Raw genomic sequence first — 25,246 nt, 5'->3', positions numbered from 1 at the left:
CAATCAGAAAAGAATTCACTCGCAACTCTTAACTATGACGTCATAGGCTTGGTTCAAAAACAAAATAGATGGCGAGTTACACATCACTTAACGGAGGACACCCTATGCAGCCTGCCAATGAGCCGACATTTCGCGAAAGCGTGGATCTGATGTTCAATCGCGCCGTGGCGCTGATGGACCTTCCACCGGGGCTGGAAGAGAAAATCCGGGTCTGCAACGCCACTTATACCGTGCGTTTTGGCGTGCGCCTGCGGGGGCGTATCCAGACCTTTACCGGCTATCGGTCCGTGCATTCCGAACATATGGAACCGGTCAAAGGCGGTATTCGCTATTCCAACGCGGTCAATCAGGACGAGGTCGAGGCGCTTGCCGCTTTGATGACCTATAAATGCTCTCTGGTCGAAGCGCCGTTTGGCGGCTCCAAGGGGGGATTGTGTATCGACCCGCGGCAATATGATGAACATGAGCTTGAACAGATCACCCGGCGGTTTGCCTATGAACTGGCCAAGCGCGATCTGATCCATCCAAGCCAGAACGTGCCAGCCCCCGACATGGGCACCGGCGAACGTGAAATGGCCTGGATCGCGGATCAATACGCTCGGATGAACACCACCGACATCAATGCCCGCGCCTGTGTGACCGGCAAACCGTTGAATGCCGGTGGCATTGCCGGCCGGGTCGAGGCGACAGGACGGGGGGTGCAATATGCCCTGCGCGAATTCTTTCGGGATCATCGTGGTGTTGCCAAGGCGAACCTGTCCGGGACGCTGGATGGCAAACGGGTGATCGTTCAGGGGTTGGGCAACGTGGGCTATCACGCCGCCAAATTTCTGCAAGAAGAAGACGGCTGTTTGATCACCGGCATTATCGAACGTGATGGTGCGCTGTTCAATGCCGATGGGCTGAATGTCGAGGCGGTACACGAATGGATCGTCAAACATGGCGGTGTGACCGGCTTCCCCGATGCATCGCATCATGCCGAAGGGGCGGCGGTGCTGGAGGAGGAATGCGATATTCTGATCCCGGCCGCGCTGGAAGGTGTGATCAACATGTCCAACGCCGAACGGGTCAAGGCACCGTTGATCATCGAGGCCGCCAATGGCCCGGTGACCGCCGGGGCGGATGACATCCTGCGCAAGAAGGGCACAGTGATCATTCCAGACATGTATGCCAATGCTGGCGGTGTGACCGTGTCCTATTTCGAATGGGTCAAGAACCTCAGCCATATTCGGTTTGGCCGCATGCAGCGCCGTCAGGAAGAGGCGCGGCATGAATTGATCGTGCGCGAACTTGAACGGCTCGACCAGCATCTGGGCGGGGCCTGGTCAATGACGCCGGACTTCAAGGCCAAGTATCTGCGCGGCGCGGATGAATTGGAATTGGTGCGGTCCGGGTTGGATGACACGATGCGCATTGCCTATCAGTCGATGCGCGACATCTGGCATGGGCGGGACGACGTCGAGGATCTGCGCACCGCTGCCTATCTGGTGTCGATCAGCAAGGTTGCAGCCAGCTATCGCGCCAAGGGGCTCTGAGGTCACAGGCTGGGGATTGCCGGGGATTGCCCGGCAAGGTGATCCTGCACAGAGAAACGGAACGCGCGCCCGAACCGGCGCGCGTTTCCTTTTGCGCATGGCCGGGCGGAACTGGCGGTCGCACGCAACCCGCTGCATATTTCCGCGCTGCGCCCGGTGCAAAGCGACGGTTGCCCCGCCTGATCCGGTCCGGGATTTGCCACCCACCCCCGGTGGATTTACCAAAAATCAGCGTTAATCGCCTTGATCTTGCCACTTTTGTGCCCACGGCCCCCACGATTTCCCCCGCAGAAGTGATCGTTGCGCAGACAACTATTTTGCGCCTGAAGGGGAAAGATCGCCATGTCAGAATTTGCCAGAAACGCCAAAGCCGCCGCCGCGCGGTTTTGCCGGGCCGAAGGGGGAAACGCCACAATTCTGTCTGTATACATGTCGTTGGCGATCCTTTTGACCACGGGGGCGGCCATTGACGTCATGCGCTATGAAGCGGTGCGCACCAAAATGCAGCACGTGCTTGACCGGGCGGTTCTGGCGGCGGCGGATCTTGACCAAAAGGGCGACCCGGCAGAGGTCGCACAGGATTATGTGACCGCGGCGGGGCTGGGGGCTGCGCTGACCGATGTCAGCGTCGACGATGGTTTGAACTATCGCACCGTCACCGCCACCGGCCAGACAGATGTCGAAACCTTTTTCATGCGGTTGGGCGGCATCGACAGTTTGAACGCCCCGGCGCTGAGCGTGGCGGAGGAAAAGATCTCCAAGGTCGAAATCTCGATGGTGCTCGATATTTCGGGGTCGATGCGATCAAACAGCAAGATCGAAAACCTGCGCGCTGCGGGCAAGGAATTTGTCGATACGGTGATCACGCCAACCGAAAACGCGTTGGATATGACGACAATCTCGGTCGTGCCATATAATGCCACGGTCAATCTGGGGCCTTTGGTGTCGCAATATTTCAATATCGAGGACACGCATGCCTATTCCAACTGCGTGATTTTCGCTGATGATGAATTCGATACCGTCGACATCACCGGCACGCAGCTTCTGAAACGGCTGGCGCATTTTGATCGCTATTCTTCCAGCGAAAGCACGCTCTCCATTTCCAGCCCGTGGTGCGCCGATGATGACTATGGCGAAATCGTTGTGGCATCGAGCGATGCGCAGGCGTTGAAGGATCACATCGACTCGCTTGGGGCGGGGGGCAACACCGCCATTGATCTGGGCATGAAATGGGGCGCGGCCCTTTTGTCGGACAAGGTGCAGCCGGTGTTTGATGCGATGCGTGCCAATGGCCATCTTGGCGCCTCTGCAACCGAACGCCCCGCGACCTTTACCGATACAGAGGCGATGAAGGTCGTGGTGCTGATGACCGATGGGCAAAACACAACGGAATATGACCTGAAACCCCAGTTCAAAACCGAATGGTCCGACATCTGGATTGATGAACGGGGCAATGGCATCGGGTCCGATGACCGGTTTTCGGTGCTGGTGGATGACAATTCCGGCAGCCTTAACGACGAATATTTCTGGCTGCGTTACGAAAATTACGGCTGGTCCTATCGCTATCGCAACGCCCCCGACGGGGCCAACGCCCGCCGGATGAAAAACGCCGAAGTCTATGCCAGAATTCGGGGTCAAGGCAGTGGCCAAGAAGTTCTGGGAGAAGCCCAAGAACGACGGCCATATCTCCTATAATACCTATTCCGACATCTACTATGGCTCGACCTCGATCGTGAATGGCACCCAGGCCGACACCCGGCTGTCAGAGATTTGTGGCGTGGCGCGGGACAAGGGGATTGTGGTCTTTGCCATCGCGTTTGAGGCCCCTTCTGGCGGTCAGGCGGCCTTGCAGGACTGTGCCTCGTCGCCATCGCATTACTTTGCCGTCGAAGGCATCGAAATCACCGAAACCTTCCATGCCATCGCACGGCAAATCAATAATTTGAGGCTGATCCAATGAGATCAATGATGCGGGCCGCAGCCCGCCGATTCTGTCGTGACGAACGTGGCACAGCCACCATAGATTTCGCGATTATCGTCACGATGTTTGCCACCATTTTGGGCGCCAGCGTCGAGATGGGGTATTTGAATATTCGGCACGCCATGCTGGAACGCGGGCTGGATACCACCGTGCGCGAGCTTCGGCTGGCGACCGGGTTTGTGCCGGGCCATGATGCGATCCGGCAATCCATCTGTGATCGGGCCGGAATTATTACCGATTGCGCCGAAAACCTCCGGCTGGAAATGAAGGTGGTCGATCCACGCTCGTTCGAGGCCATCCCCGGCAGTGCCGATTGCCGCAATGCAGATCAGGAGGCGCGCCCGCTGCGCAATTTTCAGGCCGGTGCCGCCAATGAGCTTATGCTGTTGCGGGCCTGTCTGATGTTCAAACCTGTGTTTCCGACCAGCGGGCTGGCGGCGGAATTGAGCAAGGACAATGAAGGTTATGCCGCGCTTGTCGCGACCTCTGCCTTTGTTCAGGAGCCGAGATGACCCCCATGTTGCACAAGATTCAGAAATTCCTGCAGGACGGTCGCGGCAATGCTTCGATCGAAATCGCGATCTTTGCCCCGTTGTTGATCTTCCTTCTGGGGGCGGCCTATGTCTATTTTGATGCCTATCGCCAGCGGGCGATCAACACCAATGCCGCCTATACCATTTCGGATGCGCTCAGCCGGGAAACCGATGCGGTCACCAATGGGTATATGGATGGAATGCACGACATGCTGTCCTTTCTTGCCCGGTCCGGCGATCAGGTTGGATTGCGGGTGACAATGGTGCGTTGGAACAAGAACAAGAATGCCTATCGTCGGGATTGGTCCAAAACGCGCGGCCCGCTGTATCCGCTGAAAAATCGCGATCTGAACACGACCCTGGTCGATAACTTGCCCAGTTTGCTGCACAATGAACGGGTGATCGTGGTCGAAACCTCGTCAATTTACACGCCGCCGCTGAACATCCCCGGGATAGATAGCCAGGAAATGTACACATTGGCCTTCAGCCGCCCACGGTTCGCGCCGCAATTGGTCTGGTCGGACAATTAGGCGCCCGATGTCGGCGGCCATCACCCGCCTAATCGGCCTGATGTTGCCGATCACAGGGGTTTGCGCATAGAGATGTCGGCGCGGGGCTGGAGACCGGGCAGAAATTGCCCTATCTCACCCCGCAAGACAGGAGATCCAATATGCGTTTTTTACTGGTGACATGCTTTGCCCTGATGCCCGCCGCGACCCTGGCGGCCAACCCGGATTGTGCGGTCTTTGGTGAAATCGTCGACAAGATCGTGGCCGAACGTCAGGACGGGGCGGTGATAAACGCGTCGATGGAAACCGTTGCCGGAGAGTATACTGGCCGCAAGAAACGGTTTGTGCCAACCATCCCGGCGTTGGCGGAATGGGTGTATTCCCTGCCCGAGGCGGATCTGAGCGCGGGGCCGGGCGATGTTTTTGCGGAACAATGCAACGCGCAATAATGTAAATTGATGCAGAACTGCCCTGACCCGGCTGCGGCGAACTCGACTCTTGCCACGCCGGGTAGGATACATTGACGTATGAGCCTGCCCCCGGGATTCCTTGATGAATTGCGCAGCCGCACATCCATTGTCGATGTGGTCGGCCGCAAAGTCATGTGGGACACCCGCAAAAGCAATCAGGGCAAGGGCGACATGTGGGCGCCATGCCCATTCCATCAGGAAAAAAGCGCGTCTTTTCATGTGGATGACCGCAAGGGATTCTATTACTGCTTTGGCTGTCATGCCAAGGGGGATGCGCTGAAATTCATCAGTGAAACCGAAAATGTCGGTTTCATGCAGGCGGTGGAGATTCTGGCAGAAGAAGCCGGGATGCAGATGCCGGCACGCGATCCAAAGGCCCGCGAAAAGGCGGATCGCCGGACGCTTTTGATCAATGTGATGGAACAGGCGGTGCAATATTTCCGTCTGCAATTGGGCACCGGCGCGGCGGCGGCGCGCGATTACCTGAACCGTCGCGGTCTGGCCCCCGAAACACTAGAGAAATTCGAAATCGGTTTTGCCCCCGACGCATGGCAGGGGCTGTGGGACCATTTGCGATCCAAGGACGTGCCGGAAGAGCTGATTTTTGCCGCCGGTCTGGCCAAACCCAGCCAGAAGGGCGGGCGGCCCTATGACACGTTTCGCGGGCGGATCATGTATCCGATCCGCGACGGGCGCGGCGCGGCGATCGCCTTTGGCGGGCGGGCCATGGACCCGAATGACAACGCCAAATATCTGAATTCGCCTGAAACGGAATTGTTCGACAAGGGCCGCAATCTCTATAATCACGGGCCTGCGCGTGAGGCGGCGGGCAAAGGTCTGCCGCTGATCGTGGCCGAAGGGTATATGGATGTGATTGCGCTGGTGGAGGGCGGTTTTGGTGCCGCTGTTGCGCCGCTTGGCACCGCCGTGACCGAAGATCAATTGCGGCTGATGTGGCGCATCTCGGATGAGCCGATCATCGCGCTGGATGGGGACACCGCTGGTCTGCGGGCTGCGCATCGGCTGGTTGATCTGGCGCTGCCCTTGTTGGAGGCCGGGAAATCCCTGCGCTTTGCCTTGATGCCAGAAGGGCAGGATCCTGACGATCTGCTGCGGGCCAAAGGCGCCAAAGCGGTGCAGGCGCTTCTGGATCAGGCGCTTCCGATGGTGCAATTACTGTGGCGGCGCGAAACCGAAGGCCGGGTGCTGGACAGCCCCGAGCGAAAGGCCGCGCTGGACAAGGCGTTGCGCGCCAAGATCACCTTGATCAAGGATCCATCAATCCGAAGCCATTACGGTCAGGCGGTCAAGGATCTGCGCTGGGAATTGTTCACCGCCGCCCGGCGTAAACCCAATGCCAGGACATGGCAGCCTGGCAACAAGAAGCCCTGGCGACGCGATGCACCGGAATCGGCCAGAGCCCGAACAAAATCCTCGCTTCTTGCCTCGGCGGATGATGCCGGGTTCGTATCCATGCGCGAGGCGGTGATCCTGGCCGCCACCGTTCAGACCCCCGCCGTTGCGTTGGAATTCGAACATGCGCTGGAACAATTGCGCTGTTCCGATCCGGAACATGCCCATCTGCGCGACCTGATTTTGCGCCACGCCCAACCGGATGGCAGCGCGCTGCAATCAGAAATCCAACATGCAATGGGGCCGGAGGCCCTTGAAAACCTGCTGTCCATGGGCCATGTGGCTATCATCCCATGTGTGCGTCGACCCGGAGACATCGAATTGGCCCGTATGACATTGGCCGAGGAATTCGCCAAACTGACCGCGCATCAGGGACTGCAGGACGAGATGGAAGAGGCCGCCGAAGATCTGGATCATGTCACCGATGAAGCGGTGACATACCGGTTGGGTCAGGCGGCAGAGGCGCGCAACCGTGCGCAATCCGGGGTACAGGACGACAAGACAGAATATGACACCGGACCGAACGGCGCGCGAATCAATCGCGATGAACGCAACGAACTTGACGCGCTGCTGGATCGCATCACCTATGCCAAACGACGAAAATAACGCGGTTTGGTGAGGAATTAGTAGAAAAATACAAGTAAAACGCTGCACGAATCACTCAAATTCGGTAATGATCAAACCGCGAATCATCTGCGCCGCAAACAGGAGCCCCGCATGGCCGCCAAAGATACCGACGATCAGAAGACGGACGCCCCGGAAGACGCATCGCTTGACATGAGCCAGACGGCCGTCAAGAAGATGATCGCCGAAGCGCGCGAGCGCGGATATATTACCTATGACCAACTGAACAACGTTCTGCCGCCTGATCAGGTCAGCTCTGACCAGATCGAGGATGTGATGTCGATGCTGTCCGAAATGGGCATCCAGGTCACGGAAGACGACGAAGAATCCGAAGAAGACGAAAACAAAGGTGCGACCGATCTGGTCGAAACCAAGAAACCGGGCGAGGTTACGCTTTCCTCCGGGGCGTCGGAAAAACTGGATCGCACCGACGATCCGGTGCGGATGTATCTGCGTGAAATGGGATCGGTCGAATTGCTGTCGCGCGAAGGCGAGATCGCGATTGCCAAACGGATCGAGGCCGCCGCAACACGATGATCGCTGGGCTCTGTGAAAGCCCGCTGACCTTTCAGGCGATCACCATCTGGCGCGACGAACTTCTGAGCGAAGACATTCTGCTGCGCGACGTCATTGATCTTGAGACCACATTCTCTGGTCAGATGGAGGATGAAGAGGGCGTTGTCGGCGAACCGGTAGTTCCGGCCACGGCGGCCAATGTGTCGTCTGCGCCAAAGCCCGACACCGGGCCAGAGCTGGACGCCGACGGAAATCCGATTTCCAAAGACGATGACGACGACGAAGAAGACGAACAGGCCAATATGTCGCTGGCGGCGATGGAAACCGCGCTGAAGCCGCAGGTTCTGGAAACGCTGGACCGGATTGCGGACGACTATATTCACCTGTCGGAGATGCAGGACAGCCGGATTTCCGCGACCCTGAACGAAGACAATTCGTTCAGCAAGCAGGACGAAGCGGTCTATCAACAGCTGCGCTCCGAGATTGTCGAACTGGTGAACGGGCTGCATCTGCATAACAACCGGATCGAGGCGCTGATTGACCAGCTGTATGGCATCAACCGCCGGATCATGGCGATTGACAGCTCTATCGTGAAACTGGCCGATCAGGCGCGGATCAACCGGCGTGAATTTGTCGAGGCCTATCGCGGGCGCGAGCTTGACCCCACCTGGCTGGAGCGGATGGGCGAAAAATCCGGTCGCGGCTGGCAGATGTTCATTGAGCGGTTCTCGGACAAGATCGAAGAATATCGCGCCGAAATGGCGCAGGTTGGTCAATACGTGGGTCTGGATATTTCCGAATTCCGCCGCATCGTCGGTCAGGTTCAGAAAGGCGAAAAAGAGGCCCGTCAGGCGAAAAAGGAAATGGTCGAGGCCAACCTGCGTCTCGTGATCTCCATCGCCAAGAAATACACCAACCGTGGCCTGCAATTCCTTGATCTTATTCAGGAAGGCAACATCGGCCTGATGAAGGCGGTGGACAAGTTCGAATACCGTCGCGGCTATAAATTCTCGACCTATGCGACCTGGTGGATTCGTCAGGCGATCACCCGGTCGATTGCCGATCAGGCGCGCACCATTCGTATCCCGGTGCACATGATCGAGACGATCAACAAACTGGTCCGCACCGGGCGCCAGATGCTGCACGAAATCGGCCGCGAGCCGACGCCGGAAGAGCTGGCCGAAAAGCTGCAAATGCCGTTGGAAAAGGTTCGCAAGGTGATGAAAATCGCCAAAGAGCCGATTTCGCTGGAAACCCCGATTGGCGACGAAGAAGACAGCCAGCTTGGCGATTTCATCGAAGACAAGAACGCGGTGCTGCCACTGGATTCCGCCATTCAGGAAAACCTGAAGGAAACCACGACGCGCGTGTTGTCGTCGCTTACCCCGCGTGAGGAACGTGTGTTGCGGATGCGGTTCGGCATCGGCATGAACACCGATCACACGCTTGAAGAAGTGGGCCAGCAGTTCAGCGTGACCCGTGAACGTATTCGTCAGATCGAAGCCAAGGCGCTGCGCAAGCTGAAACACCCCAGCCGGTCGCGCAAGCTGCGCAGCTTCCTTGATCAGTAGGGGGCTGTGATGTCGTTGTTTTCGAAATTGTTTGGTGGCGGGACCGGGGCAAAGAGTTCTGGCCCGACGCCGGTGGAATATGCTGGATTTAACATCTTTCCCGAACCGGTCAGCGGTCCGGGGGGCTTTCGCATCGGGGCGCGTATTGAAAAAACCGAAGATGGCGAAACCAAAAGCCATCTGATGATCCGGGCCGATGTGATCAACAGCGAAAAGGATGCGATCGACGCATCGGTCAACAAGGCCAAGCAGATGATCGACCAACAGGGCGACGCAATTTTCCCGTGATCCTTTGGGGGGGGGCAGGGCAACCTGCCTCAGTTCCCGGCGCGCAAACCAGCGCAAATTTGGTAAAGTTATTAAAGGTTTATCTATCTCGCTGAATTCTCTTTGTGGAATCAGAGATTGGCGATATCCGGAATTTGGCGCACCTATCCTGGTGCCCGTGTCCGGTTCCCGGGCACCCCTCCTTTTGGTTTGAGGAAAATCACCGTGGAGAAAAAAAATACCCCGCTCACAGCCGAGCAAAAAACGCGGCGCCGGGTAGCCCGCACTATCGCCCGTAATTTTTGGCGCGTAGAGTTCAAGGCCGCCAATCCCGGAGCCAGCAAAGAAGAGCTGAATGCCGCCTGGAAATCCGCCCGCAAGGCGAGCACCAAGGCAGGCCGTGCGGCCATTCGTGCGCTGGAGAAATCCGGTTTCACCATTTCGGCACCGCCGCAAAAAATGGCAGTTGAGCCTGCTGAATAAGCCTGATTGCTGCATTTCTATCAAAAGCGCCGCCCATGGGGGCGGCGCTTCGCGTTTCGGGGGCAGGTGCATTGACAACCCAGCCCACAATCGCGTTTGTTATTGCCGACAGTCATAGTTTGATGCTTTGCCGGACCGGTTTGGCATGAATTTTGCCGGACAAAGTAGTGCCAGACTAAATGGTCCCACACACAGTCCCGCACACAATGATGTGACACTGCGGTCGCGCACCAAGCATGTGCGCAGATGTATAGGCGTGGCGGATTGGCTTTGCCGTCTTTTGTCCCCATCTGAGGGGGACAGGAGACAACGACATGAAAACATTACAATTCGCTACCGCCGCCGCCCTTGCACTTGCATCGCCCTTGATGGCCCCGACCATGGCCACCGCCCATGTCGGCACCGATGCGCAGCTGACATTGCAGGAAGTGCGCTTTGATGGCGTGGTGCGGCAGGCGTGGCTCCAGCCCTCTGCATTTCTGGGGCCGGAAACCGAAAGCCAAACAGAAGTATGCGCCATGCCATTGGATCAACGCACCGCAGGCCAAATCGCCTGCTTTGAGAACTGAGCCTATCGCAGATAGGTGTTGAAATGCGCGATGGTACGCTGCCAGGCCAGTTCTGCGGCGTCCTCATCGTAGCGGGGCGTTAAATCATTGTGAAAGCCATGGTTCACGCCGGGATAGATATGCGCGGTGTAGGTCTTGCCATGCTCCTTTAACGCCGCTTCATAGGCGGGCCAGCCTTCGTTGATCCGGGTGTCCAGCTCGCCATATTGCAACAGCAGCGGCGCCTGGATTTTGGGCACATCTTCGGCACTGGCCTGACGTCCGTAAAACGGCACAGAGGCACCTAGTTCAGGATAAGCCACGGCCAAAGCGTTGCACACACCGCCACCATAACAGAACCCGACACAACCGACCTTGCCGGTAGTTGTGTCACTGGCCGCCATGAATTCATAGGCGGCGAAGAAATCATTCATCAATTTCACGCCGTCAACCGTGCGCTGCAGGTCCCGGCCTTCGGCATCATTGCCGGGGTATCCACCAACCGAGCTGAGCCCGTCCGGCGCCAGCGCGATGAACCCGGCTTTGGCCACCCGCCGCGCCACATCTTCGATATAGGGGTTCAGACCGCGATTTTCGTGCACGACAATCACCGCAGGCATCGGGCCTTCGACATTTGTCGGCGTAACAAGATAGCCGCGCACATCGCCGTGCCCATTGGGCGAAGGATAGGTGATATATTCCGGGGTGATGTCCGGATCGGTGAATTTCACCTGCTCTGCGATTGCATAATTCGGGCTGAGCATATTCAGCAGTGCCACTGCGGTCACGCCGCCGACGGCGAATTTCCCCGCTTTTTCAAGGAACTCGCGCTTGCTGATCTTGCCGTGTGCGTAAAAGTCATAAAGGTCCAGAAGCTCCTGGTCGAAATCCTTGGCGGTCATGCGGGGGGTGGGCGTCATTTCATTCATTGGAATATCTCCGTGATGGGGCGAGCCAGTGCCGGGTTGGCCATGCGGGCAGGATAGCCAGAGATACGGTTCTGAGAAGTCCCGAAAATTGCACGTTTTCGTGCGATGCGCCTGTCGGCTGGCCAGGCGCACATTCCCGGTGACCGGATCTTGGATTGATGTTATCCTGAGGCAAGCATTGGAGGGTCCATTGGGTATTCTGAAGCATCTGTTGCGGCTAGTCATTTTGTTGGCCGTGGTCTTTGTGGCCGGTGCTTTTCTGCTGCCGCGCCATGTCGAAGTGCTTCGCAGTGTCGAAATCAATGCCCCGGCCGCGGCGGTCTTTCCGCATGTGAACAGCATGAAGGCGACGGAAAACTGGTCCCCCTGGCTGGCGCGTGATCCCGATGTGGCCCTGACATACAGCGGCCCGGACAGCGGCGTCGGCAACCGTCTGGAATGGCAGTCGGATGTGCCGCAGGTCGGCAGCGGCAGCCAGGAGATCATCACATCAGAGCCGGACACACTTGTGGTGACTGCATTGGATTTTGGCGACATGGGTCGGGCAGAGGCACAGTTTTCCCTGGTCGAAGCGGATGGTCGCACCTCAGTCACCTGGGGCTTTGCGACCGACACCGGAATGAACCTGCTGGCACGCTGGATGGGGGTGATGATGGACGGCTGGGTGGGCGGTGATTATGAACGCGGTCTGGCCAACCTGAAGGCTTTGATCGAAAGCTAAGGCGCGATGCAAACCACATTTACAATTCCGACGGCGGGCCCCGGGCTCTATGAATTCACCCGTGAGGTCGAGGCTTGGGTCGAAGCGGTGGAGCCGCGCACCGGCGTGCTGTCGCTGTTGATCCGGCATACATCCGCCAGCCTGCTGATTCAGGAAAACGCCGATCCGTCGGTCTGTGTCGATCTGCTGGCCTATTTCGACCGTCTGGTACCGCCCGCCAATGACCCGAATATGGCGTTCGTGACCCATCTTCAGGAAGGGCCGGATGATATGCCCGCGCATATCAAGGCCGCTCTCTTGCCGGTCTCGCTGTCGATCCCGGTGACCAATGGCCGGTTGCGGCTGGGCACCTGGCAAGGGATCTATGTGTTTGAACATCGTGCCGCGCCTCACCATCGCCAGGTCGCCGCGCATCTCGGCTAGCCCCTGCAACTTCCGGGGCGAATCCGCCAAACTGGACGCCGGGGGCAGGTTTCCCATACTTGCCGTCCCGGCAAAATCCGCTACCAATACCAGCGACATCAGACATCAGGACCCGTGTTGAACCCCATGCCGGATCAATCCAGATCACGCCGCAGCCGCAAAATTCTATGGGCCAGCCTTCTGGGCTGTGGCGCGGTGCTGGGCGCGGCCCTGACGTTTTATGTAACGCAACAAACCGACACCCAGACCATCAGCTGCGTCAGCCTGACCGGCAACAGCGATTTCTGCCGGTTCATTGGCGGCCCGTTGGAAGTCGCCGGCGCGCCGGTCTTTGTCGATGACCGGTCTCAGGCACTGTTCCCGACCAAGGCTGATCTGACATTCATTGATGCGCAGGGCGATCACTGGACCGCGCCGGCCAAAACACTGACCGATGGGGCTTCGATTCCTGCGGTTCTGGCCACGGTGATGGGCGACCGGCAAAGCCGGGAATACCTGCTGGCAGCGGCCTTGCATGATGCCTTTTGTGGTGTCGGCAACGAGGGCCTGGCGACCTACCACACCCGCCCCTGGGAAGACGTGCATCGCATGTTCTACGAGGCCTTGTTGGTCAATGGCACGGCACCGCGCACCGCGCGGATCATGTATGCTGCGGTCTATTTGGGCGGTCCGCGTTGGAACAACCCGACCCGCGATCTCACCAGCCTCAGTGACGAAGTCCTGCGCCAGGAATTTGAATGGTGCTTGCGCTGGATGGAGAAGGTCGACCCGGACCCGGATCAGATTGATGCCTGGATGGAAAGCCGCGAAAAGGCGCTTCAGGCGGGCACACAATCCGAACCTGACTGGTCTGCGCTCTTTCCCGACAAGGCTTGAGCGCCGGTTCCCCGCGCGCTTGGCCCGGCGCTTGGTCCAATACGCCGGGCGCTTCTTCTGTTCACAAATATCCCGGGGGAGTTGCCAGAGGCGACGGGGGCTGGCCCCCATATGCACCTGCTGCAAAAATCATCTTTGGGGAAATTTTCCGCTGCTTTCCCCCTTGACCTTCACGCGCTGCCCTATGTTCTTCGATTTTGTCTCTACCCAAATGCGGGCGTTGCTTCTATACTTTGTGGATAAGTGGGCAAATAGACCCACAAAGAGGCGGAACAGAGATAAGGGGAACGGCCAATGCGCTGTCCGTTTTGCGGAAATATTGATACCCAGGTCAAGGATTCACGTCCGGCCGAGGACCATGTGTCGATCCGGCGGCGGCGGTTTTGTCCGGCCTGTGCGGGGCGGTTTACCACCTATGAACGGGTGCAGCTGCGCGATCTGGTGGTGATCAAATCGAATGGCCGCCGCGAGGATTTTGACCGCGACAAGCTGGAACGATCGATCCGCATCGCGCTGCAAAAACGTCCTGTCGAACCCGAACGCATGGACCAGATGATTTCCGGCATCGTGCGGCGTCTGGAAAGCATGGGTGAAACCGACATCAACTCGAAACAGATTGGCGAGATCGTGATGGAGAGCTTGGCGCGGATCGACACCGTCGCCTATGTGCGCTTTGCCAGCGTCTACAAGAATTTTCAGGCTGCCGATGATTTCGACAAATTCGTCAGCGAGCTGCGCCCGGACGGCCCAAAGGAAAGCTGATCGGCTGATGCAGGCACAAAAGGCCGTGACATGAGCGACGTTGACGATCGCCACATGGCACATGCATTGCGACTTGGGCGGCGGGGCATGGGGCTTTGCTGGCCAAATCCGGCTGTGGGCTGTGTGATCGTCAAATCCGGCCGGGTGATCGGGCGGGGATGGACCCAGCCGGGCGGCCGCCCGCATGCGGAACCCGTGGCCCTGGCCGGGGCGGGCGCGGATGCACGCGGCGCGACGGCCTATGTCACCTTGGAACCCTGTTCCCATCATGGCCAGACACCGCCCTGCGCCGAGGCGTTGATCGCGGCAGGTATTGCCCGTGTGGTTGCGCCGTTCGAGGATCGGGATGCGCGTGTATCCGGGCGCGGCTTTGCCATGCTGCGTGCCGCCGGGATCGCGGTGACCACCGGCATCGGGTCGGATCAGGCCGCACAGGATCACGCCGGTTTCTTCCTGCGTCAGGATCAGGGCCGCCCTTTTATGACACTGAAACTGGCCGCATCGCTTGATGGTCGCATTGCCACCGCCACCGGTGAAAGCCAGTGGATCACCGGACCCGAGGCGCGCCGCGAGGTGCATGGGCTGCGGGCCCGTCACGATGCGGTCATGGTCGGGGCTGGCACGGCGCGGGCTGATGATCCTTCGTTGACCGTGCGCGGGCTGGGCATCACGCGCCAACCTGTGCGCATTGTGGTGTCGCGCCGTCTCGATCTGCCATTGACCGGGGAATTGGCGCGCAGCGCCGGTGATGTGCCGGTCTGGCTCTGTCATGGGCCGGATGCGGATCCGTCGTTGCGTGATGCCTGGGCCGGGCTGGGCGCGCGGCTTGTCCCCTGTCCGTTGATCGGCCGACAGGTTGATGTGACTTCGGTGCTTCAGGCGCTTGGCAGTGCCGGTTTGACGCGGGTGTTCTGCGAAGGCGGCGGGCATCTGGCGGCATCGCTTTTGGCGGCGGGGCTGGTGGATAAGCTGATATGCTTTCATGCCGGCATGATGTTGGGGGCCGAAGGCCAGCCGGGCGTTGGCGCCTTGGGGCTGGAACATCTGGCCGAGGCACCGCGATTGAACCTGGTTGAGACCCGCGCCGTTGGGGCCGATGTGATGACGCGCTGGTGTCGATCCCGCGGATAGCACGCCGCGAAAAAACCATTCGTGGACCGGCTATTGCCGCCGCCAAAGATGGGAATGGCTGGCAAAGACACCTTGCAGTTTGGCCAGCAGCCGATTGCCGACACCGGGCCCGGGAAGCGTGCCCTCGGCCAGACGTTGGGCCACAACTTCGGGCGGGCAGGGCAGGTTGGTCACCGGATCAAAATACCGAGGATAGGCAATCAGCACCGCATGGGTCAGCCCATCCAATGTCAGCCGCGCCTTGCGTCTTGGCGGCACATCGCCAAGGTCATCGGTCAGCCCCCAGCCCGCGTAAAACGGCGCGCCCAATGTCGTGACCTTTACCCCGCGCAACAGCGCCTCGAAGCCCAGCAAAGAGGTCATTGTCCAGACCTCCTGCACCTGATCGAGCAGCGCCACCGGATCGGCACGTTCCAGCACCATATCCGCCAGCTCCAATGGGTTTTCAACGACACCCTGCCGCAACCCGGCTTCGACGTCCGGGTGCGGTTTCCACAGGATGACCGCGTCCGGGTTGGCGTCACGTGCGGCTTGCAACAATGCGCGATTGGTTTTGACGTCGCTGCACCCGGTCAGGATCGAGGCATCATCCTCCACCTGACCGGGGACCAGAATACGGTGACCTGCCGGCAAATCGGGGATCGCGCCGCGCAGGTTATACTTGCTCAATCCGGCTTTCAGGATCTCGCGGCGCAATTTTGCGGCGCGGTGCAACTCATCCGCGCGCAGGGCGCCGGATTGGTTCAGCAAGCGTTCCAATCGGCTTTCGCGAGAGGGATCGTAATAGATGCCCAGATCATCCGCCACCAATGACAGCGGTGGCACCAGCTCAGCGCCGAGGCCGCGCGACCGTAGAAAACCATCCTCGACCCGCACCACCTGGTCCAGCGCGCCGGATTTCCCGGCCCAGACCATGCGGCGGCGGTCCCTGGATGTGGCGATCTGGCGTGCTTTTGCGGTGTCGTCTTCGAACACCATCGGCTTTTCGCGGCCAAACACCTTTTGCAGCGGTCGGCGTTTCCACAACCGCATGCCAGAGGCCACCCAACCGCCTTGATCCTCGCGCCAGGCGCGGGTCATCGCCTCAAAGGCGTCCAAGGTGCCTTCGATCTCGCACAGCTGATCCCGGTACGGGTCGTACCATTTGGGATAAAGGATCATCGCGGCGGCAAACAACTGGTTTCGCGTCAGGCTGCGCTGGCGGCGCGGCACCGGGCGTTCATCTGTGGTCAGCCCCCAACCGGCATAGAAGGGCTGGCCAAAGACCCGTGGCTTATGGCCGGCAAAAATCGCTTCGAACCCAAGTTGCGACGACAGGGTGTAAACCCCGACCGCGCCTTCCATCAACTGCCAGGGGCTGATTGGATCGGACAGTAGTGAAATGCGGTCGTTGCAATCTTCGGGGCCGAAATATCCGGGGCGCAGGCCGCGTGCGGTTTCGGGATGTGTCTTGATGATCACCCGCGCGCCGGGATGTTCCTCTTGCGCGAACACCAGCATTTCCAGAAATTCTGCCCGTCCCGCGCCGGATGCGGTAACCGCAGAATCGCCACGGGTCTGGTCAATCACCAGCACATAACCGGGGGCGGGGGGGCGTTCGGCAAGCGGAAACCCGGAATATTTGGTGAGATGTGCGGATTGGATGCGGGCAATGGCATCCGCTGCACGGGTCAAAAGACCTGCATCATCCAGCGGCTCTGTCGCCAAGAGGCGTTCAAGGTCAGAGGGGCATGACGGGTCGAAATGCACCGCATTATGGTCAATCATCAAGCCTAGGGGCGGTTCGCCCCCGGCGCGGCCGGGGTGCAGCGACCGCAGAAAGGCATCTTCGATCCGCACAAGGCCAACGCCCCGTTTGGCGGCGATGGTCTGGCCGCGATGGGCCGTCGGGCTTTGCCCCCAGATCCCCACCAGATCATTGGCACCGGGCAGGCCAAGCCGAATGTCATAGCCCGCAAGATGCAAAATCCGCCGCAACCGCGGCTGTTTCAGAAACCCGCCGTTATAGACGTAAAGACGCCGGGATGTTGCCACCCCGGCGTTGATCTTGTCATTGGACGGCATCGCCACCGGTCTTAGCCGCCGGAACCAGAGCTCAGCGCCGAAACGGATGAGGCCGCCGATGTCACAGTGGTGACCGCGCCCAGCGATCCGGTCACAGCCGCAATGGTTTTCGACCATTGGGCAAACGGCGCTTCGGTGACATAAAGCAGGTCATCGTCACGGATCACGAAATCCCGCGCCAGGAAAAGCCCGTTAGGCTCGGTCAGATCCAGAACGTAGACCATGCGTTGATCGCCGGTCAGATCGTCGCGGCCCAAAACGCTGGCGGCAATTTCCTGAACCTCGTTGCGAATGATGAAGACGCCGGTGGGGTCGGCGGATGTCGCCAGAAGCCCGCCAACCTGGGCAATGGCCTCAACCGCGGACAGGGTCTGGCTTTCAAACGGCACGCGCGATTGCGCACCGGTTGCGCCAAGAGCCACAAATGCCCGGCTGTCTTCTTCGATCAGGATCTTGTCCCCGCCACGCAGGGCAATGTCCATTTCGGGATATTCATACAGATCCTGGAACCAGATCTCGCCGGATTGGCGGCCACGGGTGACCGTGATCTGGGCAATTTCGGGTTCGATGGTCACACCGCCAGCCCGGGCGAGCATGGAGGACAGGGTGCGGGTGGGCCGTTCGATTGCATAAATGCCCTGGCCACCCACGGCACCGACGATCGACACTGTCGATCCGTCACCGGCCTCGCGGCGAATTTCAACCTGGGGATCGGGGGTCTGTTCTTCCAGCTTGCGGGTGATGATGCGGCGCAGCGCCTCGGTTGTGTTGCCGGCGGCCTTGATCCGGCCGCATAGGGCACAAAGACAAAGCCTGCGCCGTCAACCTGCACCTCTTCCAGAACGGTCGAAGACGATGTTTCGCTTGCCAGAAGGCCGTCATCGACGTTTTCCCAGATCGTCAGACCCAGCGTATCGCCGGGACGAATCATATCGGACCCGATCACCTGCGCATTCTTGAAGGACTCAGAAAACCCGAGCGCCGGGACAACGCCCGTTGCGCGCGTGACCCTGTCGTTTACCGACACAACAAAGGCATCACCCTGTTGCTGCACAGAGCCGGAAAAGATTTCGCGTTTGTTTGGGCCGGATCGGGGCAGGCCACAAGAGGCCACCATTGATACGGCAAGAAGCAGGGCCACGGAACGGGCCCATCGGTTGTGACGGTTCTTCACTGCTCGGTCTCCTCGACCTTGTCGTTATGCTGCCTCAGCTTTTTTTGCTAATTTACCGGAATACGTCACAAAAATCCAGCACCTGCTTGCGGTTGCGCAAGTCAAGGCCTCTACGTTGTCATTTGGGCACAGTGTATTTCGGGATTTGCCAAGGAATTTCGCCGGTTGTCGGACGACATTCAGTTGGTTCAGCGACGTCACCGGGCCGATTGGGCCGTGACGTCAACCATCACGTCACCAGTCGCAATTGCTGGCGTGGGGCGGCGGTGCCGGATTTGAAGTCGTCATAGGGATCTTCTGGCGACAGCATCATATCCACCACCAGGCGCATCAACTGCCGCCGTCCCTTGGCCGAATAAAACCCGCCCGGGATCTGGCTGGTTTCCAACAGATAGCGGCGATAATCCTTGTAGGCGCGGTTGTCGGGCCGCTGAGGCGCCTCAAAAAACTCTTTCAGCGGTTGGGACGAGACAAATTCCGGTTTGGCGTAAACCGCCTTGCCAAACACCCGCAACGGGATGCCCCGCCACAGCACCTGTTGCCCGGCGGTGGAATTTACCGTGACCGCGCTGCGTGCATCATTCAACAGCGGGGCAAGCTTGCCGCCGCGCACATGATGCACCCGTCCCTCGACGCCGTATTTCCGCGTCAGGCGCTTCAATTCACCCCGGATATTGGTGCGACCGTTTTCCAGCGGATGCGCCTTGAACACCAGATGATGATGCCCCGGGGCGCCGCGGGCAAACCCCTCGACTACAAGTTCCAGAAATTCTGTCATCCGGGTAAAGGGTGAATGTTTCAGGAATGAGGCATCATGTTCCAACTGCAGCAGGCACAGATGATAGGGATATCCGCCGTTGCGAATGCCAAGCGTGGCAATCGCCCGTTCGGCGGAATGCAATGGCATCAACAGCAACCGTTTGAGGTATAATGCGAATTCCGCCGTCACCGGCAGGTCACGATGGGCGGCGAAATTACGGTAATCGCCGTTTCGGAACATCACGAACCAATGATAGAGCGCGCCGTAAAACACGTGCTGGCGGGTGTCGCCCCAATGGCCGGGGGGCAGAGGGGCCTCCATATCCGACAATTGCAGGGTCTCTTGCATGGTTTCGACCGGCATATCCATCAGCCGCGAATGACCGTTGGTGCCGCCGCGTTCATAGGTCACCCAATAGGGGCGCATGTACCCTTCTTCGAAGACATGAACGTTCAGGCCAAGTTCATTGGCCTTTTCCACCGCAATGGCGTGGATGGCGCGTGTGTCGCCATAAAGAACGATATCGGTGACCTGTTTTTCGGCCACCAAATCGGCAAATGTTTCCGGCCATTCGGCCACTTCGCCGGTAAAGGGGATATAGCTTTGGGGGTGGAACCAAAACGCCCGGTCACCGGCATTGAAACCGATCCGCCAGACCTCTGCCCCGGTCATGCGCAACATCTTGCCCAACCGGTTGAAGAAGGGGCCATGCGGACCCTGGAGGAACAGGAAAACCCTTTTCTTTCCGGCGACGTTGCCCATCAGACAGAATTCCCTCATATGGTTCACATACCCCTTTTACCCTTGGATATGGACCAAATTATGGCTGAAAGGGAAGAAACCGGCGAGGGAATAGTTAGATGTTTACCGGAATTATTACCGATATTGGTCGAATTCAGGCGTTGGAACACCATGGTGACCTAAGGGCACGGATCGCAACCGGCTATGACACCGCGACAATCGACATCGGCGCGTCAATTGCCTGTGACGGGGTTTGTCTGACCGCTGTGGCGCTTGGCGAGGGCTGGTTCGACGTGGACATCAGTGCGGAAACGCTGTCCAAAACCAATCTTGATACCTGGTCCGATGGCCATGCCGTAAATCTGGAACGGGCGCTGAAGGTTGGGGATGAATTGGGCGGCCATATCGTTTCGGGCCACGTGGATGGCGTGGCCGAAATCGTGTCCATGCAGGACGAGGGCGACAGCACGCGGGTGACCTTTCGGGCGCCAGAGAAATTGGCGAAATTCATCGCGCCCAAAGGATCTGTGGCGTTGAATGGCACATCGCTGACCGTGAATGAGGTTAAGGGCCGTGATTTCGGCATCAATTTCATTCCCCACACCAAACAGGCCACCACTTGGGGCAGGGTCAAACTGGGCGACCGGATCAATCTGGAAATTGATACGCTGGCGCGATATGTGGCGCGGCTTCAGGATTGGTCCTGACGATTATGGGCCAGGCACGGCCGGATCGGTTGATTTGCAGCCCGCAATCCCCGATCCGGAAGTGATTAAACTCTGAACGATTTCATCTCTCCGAAACCACGCTGCGATAATCTGGCTGCATTCGATGTGTTTGATTGTGGTGGCGGGGTTAAGGAATGTTGTTTCCTGCAAAACGTTTTTTCAGAGATCTCAGTAAGATAGAGAGCCTGTTTGCTCTTGCGGTGCTGGTCACGGCGCTTGCTGTGCTGGTGGTTGGTTGGGGTGTCGGGACGGAAACCGTTGTCCGGATTCGCCCAGAGATGCCCGCAATGGTGCCGGAAACGGCCATGGCACTTGCCCTGGCGGCGGTTGGCACGCTGGCGGCGGTGAACCGATGGCCAAAGGTGATTCCACTGGTCATGGCGGCTGGGCTGCTCCTGATTGTTCTGGCCTCTTACCGGACACCTCCGTCGTTGCAGGGGCTGGGCACCAGCGATGCAATGGCCCCGGCCACCGCGTTTTGTCTGGTGTGTCTGGCGTGTTCGATGGCCGGGCTTGCCATGAAATTCACCGCGGGCCGGGCCATGGCTGTGGCGGCCGGGTTTCTCTGTGCGTTGATTTCCGGCACGGCGATCATGGCCCAGATCTTTGTGTCCAACTCGGTGCGCGACGTATTTGGCTTTAGTGAAATGGCCCTGCATACAGCGGGCGGCATTTTCACATTGACCTTGGCCTTCATCGCCTCGTCCCGTGACAGTGCGCATTTTCGGGGCCTGCTTGGCAGCAGCCCCAAGAGCCGGATTCTGCGTGTGTCGGTTCTGCTATCCATTCTGGCGGTGCTTGGGTTTTGCGGTTTGACCCGCGCGCTGACGGTGCGCGAGCTTATGACCGCTGATTTTCGACTGGTGTTTTTGGGCAGCGCGATGATTTCGGTGCTGATCGGATCGGCCTTTGTTGTTGGTTATTTGATTGACCGGCTCGAGGTTGAGGAACATCGCAGCGCGGCGTTGGAATCCGCCTCCAGCAAGGCGATCCAAAGTGTTGAAATCAATAGCGAACGTGACGAGAATTTGCGGGTTCTGGGCCAGATCGTTGCGGGTGTCGCCCATGATTTCAACAATGCATTGACCGCCCTGCGCGGCAATCTGGAACTGATCGAATTGGATCCGGAAAAGGCGCCTCAATATGTCGGAGAAGCGATTTCAGCCGCGGATCGGGCTGCGGGATTGACCAAGCAACTGCTTGAAACCGGGCGCAAATCACGTCTCAACTCAGCGGAAAGCGATGTTTTGTCGGTGGCTCAGCAGGTCATCAAATTGTTCGGTCGGGTCGCACCCAAAAATATTTCGGTGTCTCTTCATTCCGAGGAAGATAAAATCGCGGGCGTCCAAATCGACGATGCCACGCTGGAGCGGGCCTTGCTCAATCTCTTGGTGAATTCCCGCGACGCAATGCCGGGCGGGGGCGAGATCAATGTAGAGATCAAGGAACGTCACATTACCAATGGCTATGCGGCGACGTTTAATTTCAATGCGGGTCTCACCCCTGGAAACTACGTTGTGATCGAGGTTACCGACAGCGGCAGCGGTATGGATGACGAAACAGTGGCGCGGGCTGTTCAACCCTATTTTTCCACCAAAGGGGTTGGGAAAGGCAGCGGTCTTGGCCTGGCATCGGTCAATGGCATTTGCCAGCAACTGGGCGGCGGGTTGCTGATCAACAGCGAGCTTGGCAAAGGCACGTCGATTGCGGTGGCCATGCCAATTTCGTCGGCCAGAAAACTGCGGGAACAGGCCGTTGAAAACGGCCCGGTCACAGCGGAGGAAGACAGCCATTATGATATCTTGCTGGTGGCAAATGAAACGCAATCTTCGTCCAAATTCTTTGGCCATCTCAACCATCAACGTCGCAAGGTGCGCCACACCGCATCCGGGGGCGAAGCGCTTGACCTCCTTGACAGTTTCAAGCTCCCATCGGTTGTCCTGATAGACGAGGGCATGTTCGGCGATCTCAGCGGCGAAGAGCTCAAAAACCGCATTCAGAGCCGCTATTCGAATCTTCCGGTGGTTTACGTTGGCGATTGTGGCACGATGAACTTTGCCACCGGCAAGGTCGGTGCAGCTTTTGCGAGAAAAGAAACAATAAAACGGGTGGCCTAACGACCCTGGATTGCCCTGTGGCGGGGGCCTTGCGTCAATCGGACGTAAGGCGCGCTCTTGGGGTGATCTGTTTCCGTTTTATCGAGCGGGGTGGTCGGCCGGGTGAGAAGGCTGTTTTTCGGTCGGCCCTTGCAGCCCCCCAAACCCATGACTAAGACTCTGGTAATTCCGGCGGGGTATGAACGCCCCCAGCGCAAGAGGCAGGCCAAAATGCGAGACCCGATTGATACCTATATGAACACATTGGTGCCCATGGTCGTCGAACAGACGAGCCGGGGCGAACGCGCCTATGATATTTTTTCGCGCCTGCTGAAGGAGCGGATCATTTTTGTCAGCGGCCCGGTGCACGACGGCATGTCGTCGCTGATCGTGGCGCAATTGTTGCATCTCGAGGCGGAAAATCCGTCGAAAGACATTTCGATGTATATCAACAGCCCCGGCGGCGTGGTGACATCGGGATTGTCGATTTATGACACGATGCAATACATCAAACCCAAGGTCAGCACGCTGGTCATTGGCCAGGCGGCCTCAATGGGGTCGCTGCTGTTGACGGCGGGTGAGGCGGGCATGCGGTTCTCGCTGCCGAACAGCCGTATCATGGTGCACCAACCGTCCGGTGGCTATCAGGGGCAGGCGACGGATATCATGATCCATGCAGAAGAAACGCTGAAATTGAAGCGCCGCTTGAATGAGATCTACGTGCGCCACACCGGGCAAACCCTGAAAAAAGTCGAGGCTGCATTGGAGCGCGATAACTTTATGTCGCCCGAAGACGCCAAAGAATGGGGTTTGATCGACGAAATCGTCGAAAATCGTGCCCGAGAAGGCGACGAAAGCTAAGCGAGTTGCAGCAGGGGCGATTTTGCAATTGTGACCCCCTGCTGCCTGCCCTAAGTTGGGTGGAAGGCCCGTGGTGATGTTAGGTACATCGCCAAAAAAAGCAGACAATAGCTGCGAAAGGTGAGATATGGCAACGACGACCGGCAGTGACAGCAAGAACACCCTTTATTGTAGCTTCTGCGGCAAGAGCCAGCATGAGGTTCGTAAGCTGATTGCCGGACCGACCGTTTTCATCTGTGATGAATGTGTCGAGCTGTGCATGGACATCATCCGAGAAGAGACCAAAAGCGCCGGTCTCAAATCTTCGGAAGGGGTGCCGACGCCCAAAGAAATCTGCCAGGTTCTGGACGATTATGTGATTGGTCAGGCCGTGGCGAAACGGGTTCTCTCGGTTGCGGTGCACAACCATTACAAGCGGTTGAACCACGCGGCGAAATCGGGCGACATCGAATTGCAGAAATCCAATATTCTGCTGATTGGCCCGACTGGTTGCGGCAAGACTCTGCTGGCGCAGACCTTGGCGCGTATTCTGGATGTGCCGTTTACCATGGCGGACGCCACCACGCTGACCGAAGCGGGTTACGTGGGCGAGGATGTGGAAAACATCATCCTCAAATTGCTGCAATCCAGCGAATACAACGTCGAACGTGCGCAGCGCGGCATCGTCTATATTGACGAGGTCGACAAGATTACCCGCAAATCGGAAAACCCATCGATCACCCGTGACGTTTCGGGCGAAGGTGTGCAGCAAGCGCTGTTGAAGTTGATGGAAGGCACAGTTGCCAGTGTACCGCCGCAGGGCGGGCGTAAACATCCACAACAGGAATTCCTGCAAGTGGATACCACCAACATCCTGTTCATTTGCGGCGGCGCATTTGCCGGTCTGGACAAGATCATTGCGCAGCGCGGCAAAGGCAGCGCTATGGGATTTGGCGCCGATGTGCGCGACAATGATGACCGTGGCGTTGGCGAGGTTTTCAAGGATTTGGAACCAGAGGACCTGCTGAAATTCGGCCTGATCCCGGAATTTGTCGGCCGTCTGCCAGTTTTGGCCACGCTCGAAGATCTGGATAAGGACGCGTTGGTCACCATTCTGACCCAGCCGAAAAACGCATTGGTCAAGCAGTATCAGCGTCTGTTCGAACTGGAAGACACGTCGCTTTCCTTCACGGATGAGGCGCTGTCCTCGATCGCCAAACGCGCGATTGAACGCAAAACCGGCGCACGTGGTCTGCGGTCGATTCTGGAAGACATCCTGCTGGACACCATGTTCGACCTGCCCGGAATGGAAAACGTCGACGAGGTTGTGGTGAACGAAGAGGCGGTAATGTCCGACGCGGCCCCGTTGATGATCTATGCGGATGCCGAAAAAACCCCGGCAACCGCGGGATAAGGCCCAAGAAATAATCTGTGAAAAGGGCCGGGATGACCGGCCTTTTTCTTTTGACGCTGCCGCATTTGATAGGGCGCTTGTCGCTGGACCTTTTTGTGCACTTGGTCCATACCGAAGATGAAAATATCGGAGGCATC

Annotated in this window: 22 protein-coding genes and 2 pseudogenes; 20 read left to right on the top strand and 4 right to left on the bottom strand. The window is 58.4% G+C overall.

Annotated elements, in window-relative coordinates; translation table 11 throughout:
• The first annotated feature begins 104 nt into the window (after positions 1 to 104).
• The 11 genes and pseudogenes from AC0L4F_RS21320 to AC0L4F_RS21270 all read left to right on the top strand — a co-directional run bounded on the left by AC0L4F_RS21320 (position 105) and on the right by AC0L4F_RS21270 (position 10,471).
• A complete protein-coding gene (locus tag AC0L4F_RS21320) occupies positions 105 to 1,535 on the top strand; it encodes a Glu/Leu/Phe/Val family dehydrogenase (protein WP_244691380.1) in 1,431 nt (476 codons plus the stop codon).
• Positions 1,536 to 1,877: 342 nt separating this feature from the next.
• Complete coding sequence (locus tag AC0L4F_RS21315; protein ID WP_244691379.1) at positions 1,878 to 3,230, top strand: TadE/TadG family type IV pilus assembly protein; 1,353 nt, start codon at positions 1,878 to 1,880, stop codon at positions 3,228 to 3,230.
• Positions 3,178 to 3,495, top strand: coding sequence for a hypothetical protein (locus tag AC0L4F_RS21310; RefSeq protein WP_244691378.1), 318 nt, complete (start codon positions 3,178 to 3,180; stop codon positions 3,493 to 3,495). The genes AC0L4F_RS21315 and AC0L4F_RS21310 overlap by 53 nt, the downstream gene beginning before the upstream one ends.
• Positions 3,492 to 4,028 (top strand): TadE/TadG family type IV pilus assembly protein, encoded by a 537-nt coding sequence (locus AC0L4F_RS21305; RefSeq protein WP_244691377.1) that lies wholly within the window; start codon positions 3,492 to 3,494, stop codon positions 4,026 to 4,028. The genes AC0L4F_RS21310 and AC0L4F_RS21305 overlap by 4 nt, the downstream gene beginning before the upstream one ends.
• Entirely contained in the window at positions 4,025 to 4,579 is a 555-nt protein-coding gene (locus AC0L4F_RS21300; protein ID WP_244691376.1) for a TadE/TadG family type IV pilus assembly protein, read from the top strand. The genes AC0L4F_RS21305 and AC0L4F_RS21300 overlap by 4 nt, the downstream gene beginning before the upstream one ends.
• A 140-nt stretch (positions 4,580 to 4,719) precedes the next feature.
• Positions 4,720 to 5,007, top strand: a complete 288-nt coding sequence (locus AC0L4F_RS21295; protein WP_244691375.1) for a DNA primase — start codon at positions 4,720 to 4,722, stop codon at positions 5,005 to 5,007.
• Positions 5,008 to 5,085: 78 nt separating this feature from the next.
• A complete protein-coding gene (gene dnaG, locus AC0L4F_RS21290; RefSeq protein ID WP_244691374.1) occupies positions 5,086 to 7,047 on the top strand; it encodes a DNA primase in 1,962 nt (653 codons plus the stop codon).
• Positions 7,048 to 7,158: 111 nt separating this feature from the next.
• Positions 7,159 to 9,152 (top strand): annotated as a pseudogene (gene rpoD, locus AC0L4F_RS21285) (RNA polymerase sigma factor RpoD).
• 9 nt (positions 9,153 to 9,161) lie between these two features.
• Positions 9,162 to 9,440: an HlyU family transcriptional regulator gene (locus AC0L4F_RS21280; protein WP_244691373.1), complete on the top strand. Its 279-nt coding sequence runs from the start codon at positions 9,162 to 9,164 to the stop codon at positions 9,438 to 9,440.
• 204 nt (positions 9,441 to 9,644) lie between these two features.
• Positions 9,645 to 9,902, top strand: a complete 258-nt coding sequence (locus tag AC0L4F_RS21275; protein ID WP_244691372.1) for a hypothetical protein — start codon at positions 9,645 to 9,647, stop codon at positions 9,900 to 9,902.
• A gap of 314 nt (positions 9,903 to 10,216) precedes the next feature.
• Entirely contained in the window at positions 10,217 to 10,471 is a 255-nt protein-coding gene (locus tag AC0L4F_RS21270; RefSeq protein ID WP_244691371.1) for a hypothetical protein, read from the top strand.
• Between the two features lie 2 nt (positions 10,472 to 10,473).
• Here the strand turns inward: AC0L4F_RS21270 and yghX are convergent, their stop codons facing one another.
• A complete protein-coding gene (gene yghX, locus AC0L4F_RS21265; protein ID WP_244691384.1) occupies positions 10,474 to 11,370 on the bottom strand; it encodes a YghX family hydrolase in 897 nt (298 codons plus the stop codon).
• 199 nt (positions 11,371 to 11,569) lie between these two features.
• Between yghX and AC0L4F_RS21260 the strand changes: the two genes are divergently transcribed.
• From AC0L4F_RS21260 to ribD, 5 genes are all read left to right on the top strand, one after another.
• On the top strand, positions 11,570 to 12,100 hold the full coding sequence (locus AC0L4F_RS21260; RefSeq protein ID WP_244691370.1) for an SRPBCC family protein: 531 nt from the start codon (positions 11,570 to 11,572) through the stop codon (positions 12,098 to 12,100).
• Between the two features lie 6 nt (positions 12,101 to 12,106).
• Positions 12,107 to 12,523: a secondary thiamine-phosphate synthase enzyme YjbQ gene (locus tag AC0L4F_RS21255; RefSeq protein WP_244691369.1), complete on the top strand. Its 417-nt coding sequence runs from the start codon at positions 12,107 to 12,109 to the stop codon at positions 12,521 to 12,523.
• A 126-nt stretch (positions 12,524 to 12,649) separates the two neighbouring features.
• Positions 12,650 to 13,399, top strand: coding sequence for a DUF1353 domain-containing protein (locus AC0L4F_RS21250; RefSeq protein ID WP_244691383.1), 750 nt, complete (start codon positions 12,650 to 12,652; stop codon positions 13,397 to 13,399).
• A gap of 294 nt (positions 13,400 to 13,693) precedes the next feature.
• Positions 13,694 to 14,161, top strand: a complete 468-nt coding sequence (gene nrdR / locus AC0L4F_RS21245; protein WP_244691368.1) for a transcriptional regulator NrdR — start codon at positions 13,694 to 13,696, stop codon at positions 14,159 to 14,161.
• Between the two features lie 30 nt (positions 14,162 to 14,191).
• A complete protein-coding gene (ribD, locus tag AC0L4F_RS21240) occupies positions 14,192 to 15,292 on the top strand; it encodes a bifunctional diaminohydroxyphosphoribosylaminopyrimidine deaminase/5-amino-6-(5-phosphoribosylamino)uracil reductase RibD (protein ID WP_244691367.1) in 1,101 nt (366 codons plus the stop codon).
• Between the two features lie 30 nt (positions 15,293 to 15,322).
• Here the strand turns inward: ribD and AC0L4F_RS21235 are convergent, their stop codons facing one another.
• From AC0L4F_RS21235 to AC0L4F_RS21225, 3 genes and pseudogenes are all read right to left on the bottom strand, one after another.
• A complete protein-coding gene (locus AC0L4F_RS21235; RefSeq protein ID WP_244691366.1) occupies positions 15,323 to 17,356 on the bottom strand; it encodes a capsular polysaccharide biosynthesis protein in 2,034 nt (677 codons plus the stop codon).
• Between the two features lie 11 nt (positions 17,357 to 17,367).
• Positions 17,368 to 18,473, bottom strand: a pseudogene (locus AC0L4F_RS21230) (polysaccharide biosynthesis/export family protein).
• Positions 18,474 to 18,759: 286 nt separating this feature from the next.
• Positions 18,760 to 20,070, bottom strand: a complete 1,311-nt coding sequence (locus AC0L4F_RS21225; RefSeq protein ID WP_244691365.1) for a capsule biosynthesis protein — start codon at positions 20,068 to 20,070, stop codon at positions 18,760 to 18,762.
• 80 nt (positions 20,071 to 20,150) lie between these two features.
• On the opposite strand from AC0L4F_RS21225, the gene AC0L4F_RS21220 reads away from it, so the two are divergent.
• From AC0L4F_RS21220 to clpX, 4 genes are all read left to right on the top strand, one after another.
• Complete coding sequence (locus tag AC0L4F_RS21220) at positions 20,151 to 20,738, top strand: riboflavin synthase (protein ID WP_244691364.1); 588 nt, start codon at positions 20,151 to 20,153, stop codon at positions 20,736 to 20,738.
• Between the two features lie 155 nt (positions 20,739 to 20,893).
• A complete protein-coding gene (locus tag AC0L4F_RS21215; RefSeq protein WP_244691363.1) occupies positions 20,894 to 22,876 on the top strand; it encodes a sensor histidine kinase in 1,983 nt (660 codons plus the stop codon).
• 210 nt (positions 22,877 to 23,086) lie between these two features.
• Positions 23,087 to 23,716, top strand: a complete 630-nt coding sequence (locus AC0L4F_RS21210) for an ATP-dependent Clp protease proteolytic subunit (protein WP_244691362.1) — start codon at positions 23,087 to 23,089, stop codon at positions 23,714 to 23,716.
• Positions 23,717 to 23,843: 127 nt separating this feature from the next.
• The gene (gene clpX / locus AC0L4F_RS21205; RefSeq protein WP_244691361.1) at positions 23,844 to 25,109 is read left to right on the top strand and encodes an ATP-dependent Clp protease ATP-binding subunit ClpX; all 1,266 of its coding nucleotides are present in this window, start codon (positions 23,844 to 23,846) and stop codon (positions 25,107 to 25,109) included.
• Positions 25,110 to 25,246 lie beyond the last annotated feature (137 nt).

This window comes from Marinovum sp. J2-8 (genome assembly GCF_055808435.1).
Note: the sequence above shows the minus strand (reverse complement) of the source record. Positions and strands in the feature narration are given on the sequence as shown.

Excerpts from the sequence above, each read along its gene's own strand:
- AC0L4F_RS21320 (WP_244691380.1), top strand. The coding sequence starts at position 105 with ATGCAGCCTGCCAATGAGCCGACATTTCGCGAAAGCGTGGATCTGATG.
- AC0L4F_RS21315 (WP_244691379.1), top strand. The coding sequence starts at position 1,878 with ATGTCAGAATTTGCCAGAAACGCCAAAGCCGCCGCCGCGCGGTTTTGC.
- AC0L4F_RS21305 (WP_244691377.1), top strand. The coding sequence starts at position 3,492 with ATGAGATCAATGATGCGGGCCGCAGCCCGCCGATTCTGTCGTGACGAA.
- AC0L4F_RS21300 (WP_244691376.1), top strand. The coding sequence starts at position 4,025 with ATGACCCCCATGTTGCACAAGATTCAGAAATTCCTGCAGGACGGTCGC.
- AC0L4F_RS21295 (WP_244691375.1), top strand. The coding sequence starts at position 4,720 with ATGCGTTTTTTACTGGTGACATGCTTTGCCCTGATGCCCGCCGCGACC.
- dnaG (WP_244691374.1), top strand. The coding sequence starts at position 5,086 with ATGAGCCTGCCCCCGGGATTCCTTGATGAATTGCGCAGCCGCACATCC.
- AC0L4F_RS21280 (WP_244691373.1), top strand. The coding sequence starts at position 9,162 with ATGTCGTTGTTTTCGAAATTGTTTGGTGGCGGGACCGGGGCAAAGAGT.
- AC0L4F_RS21270 (WP_244691371.1), top strand. The coding sequence starts at position 10,217 with ATGAAAACATTACAATTCGCTACCGCCGCCGCCCTTGCACTTGCATCG.
- yghX (WP_244691384.1), bottom strand. The coding sequence starts at position 11,370 with ATGACGCCCACCCCCCGCATGACCGCCAAGGATTTCGACCAGGAGCTT.
- AC0L4F_RS21255 (WP_244691369.1), top strand. The coding sequence starts at position 12,107 with ATGCAAACCACATTTACAATTCCGACGGCGGGCCCCGGGCTCTATGAA.
- AC0L4F_RS21250 (WP_244691383.1), top strand. The coding sequence starts at position 12,650 with ATGCCGGATCAATCCAGATCACGCCGCAGCCGCAAAATTCTATGGGCC.
- nrdR (WP_244691368.1), top strand. The coding sequence starts at position 13,694 with ATGCGCTGTCCGTTTTGCGGAAATATTGATACCCAGGTCAAGGATTCA.
- ribD (WP_244691367.1), top strand. The coding sequence starts at position 14,192 with ATGAGCGACGTTGACGATCGCCACATGGCACATGCATTGCGACTTGGG.
- AC0L4F_RS21235 (WP_244691366.1), bottom strand. The coding sequence starts at position 17,356 with ATGCCGTCCAATGACAAGATCAACGCCGGGGTGGCAACATCCCGGCGT.
- AC0L4F_RS21225 (WP_244691365.1), bottom strand. The coding sequence starts at position 20,070 with ATGAGGGAATTCTGTCTGATGGGCAACGTCGCCGGAAAGAAAAGGGTT.
- AC0L4F_RS21220 (WP_244691364.1), top strand. The coding sequence starts at position 20,151 with ATGTTTACCGGAATTATTACCGATATTGGTCGAATTCAGGCGTTGGAA.
- AC0L4F_RS21215 (WP_244691363.1), top strand. The coding sequence starts at position 20,894 with ATGTTGTTTCCTGCAAAACGTTTTTTCAGAGATCTCAGTAAGATAGAG.
- AC0L4F_RS21210 (WP_244691362.1), top strand. The coding sequence starts at position 23,087 with ATGCGAGACCCGATTGATACCTATATGAACACATTGGTGCCCATGGTC.
- clpX (WP_244691361.1), top strand. The coding sequence starts at position 23,844 with ATGGCAACGACGACCGGCAGTGACAGCAAGAACACCCTTTATTGTAGC.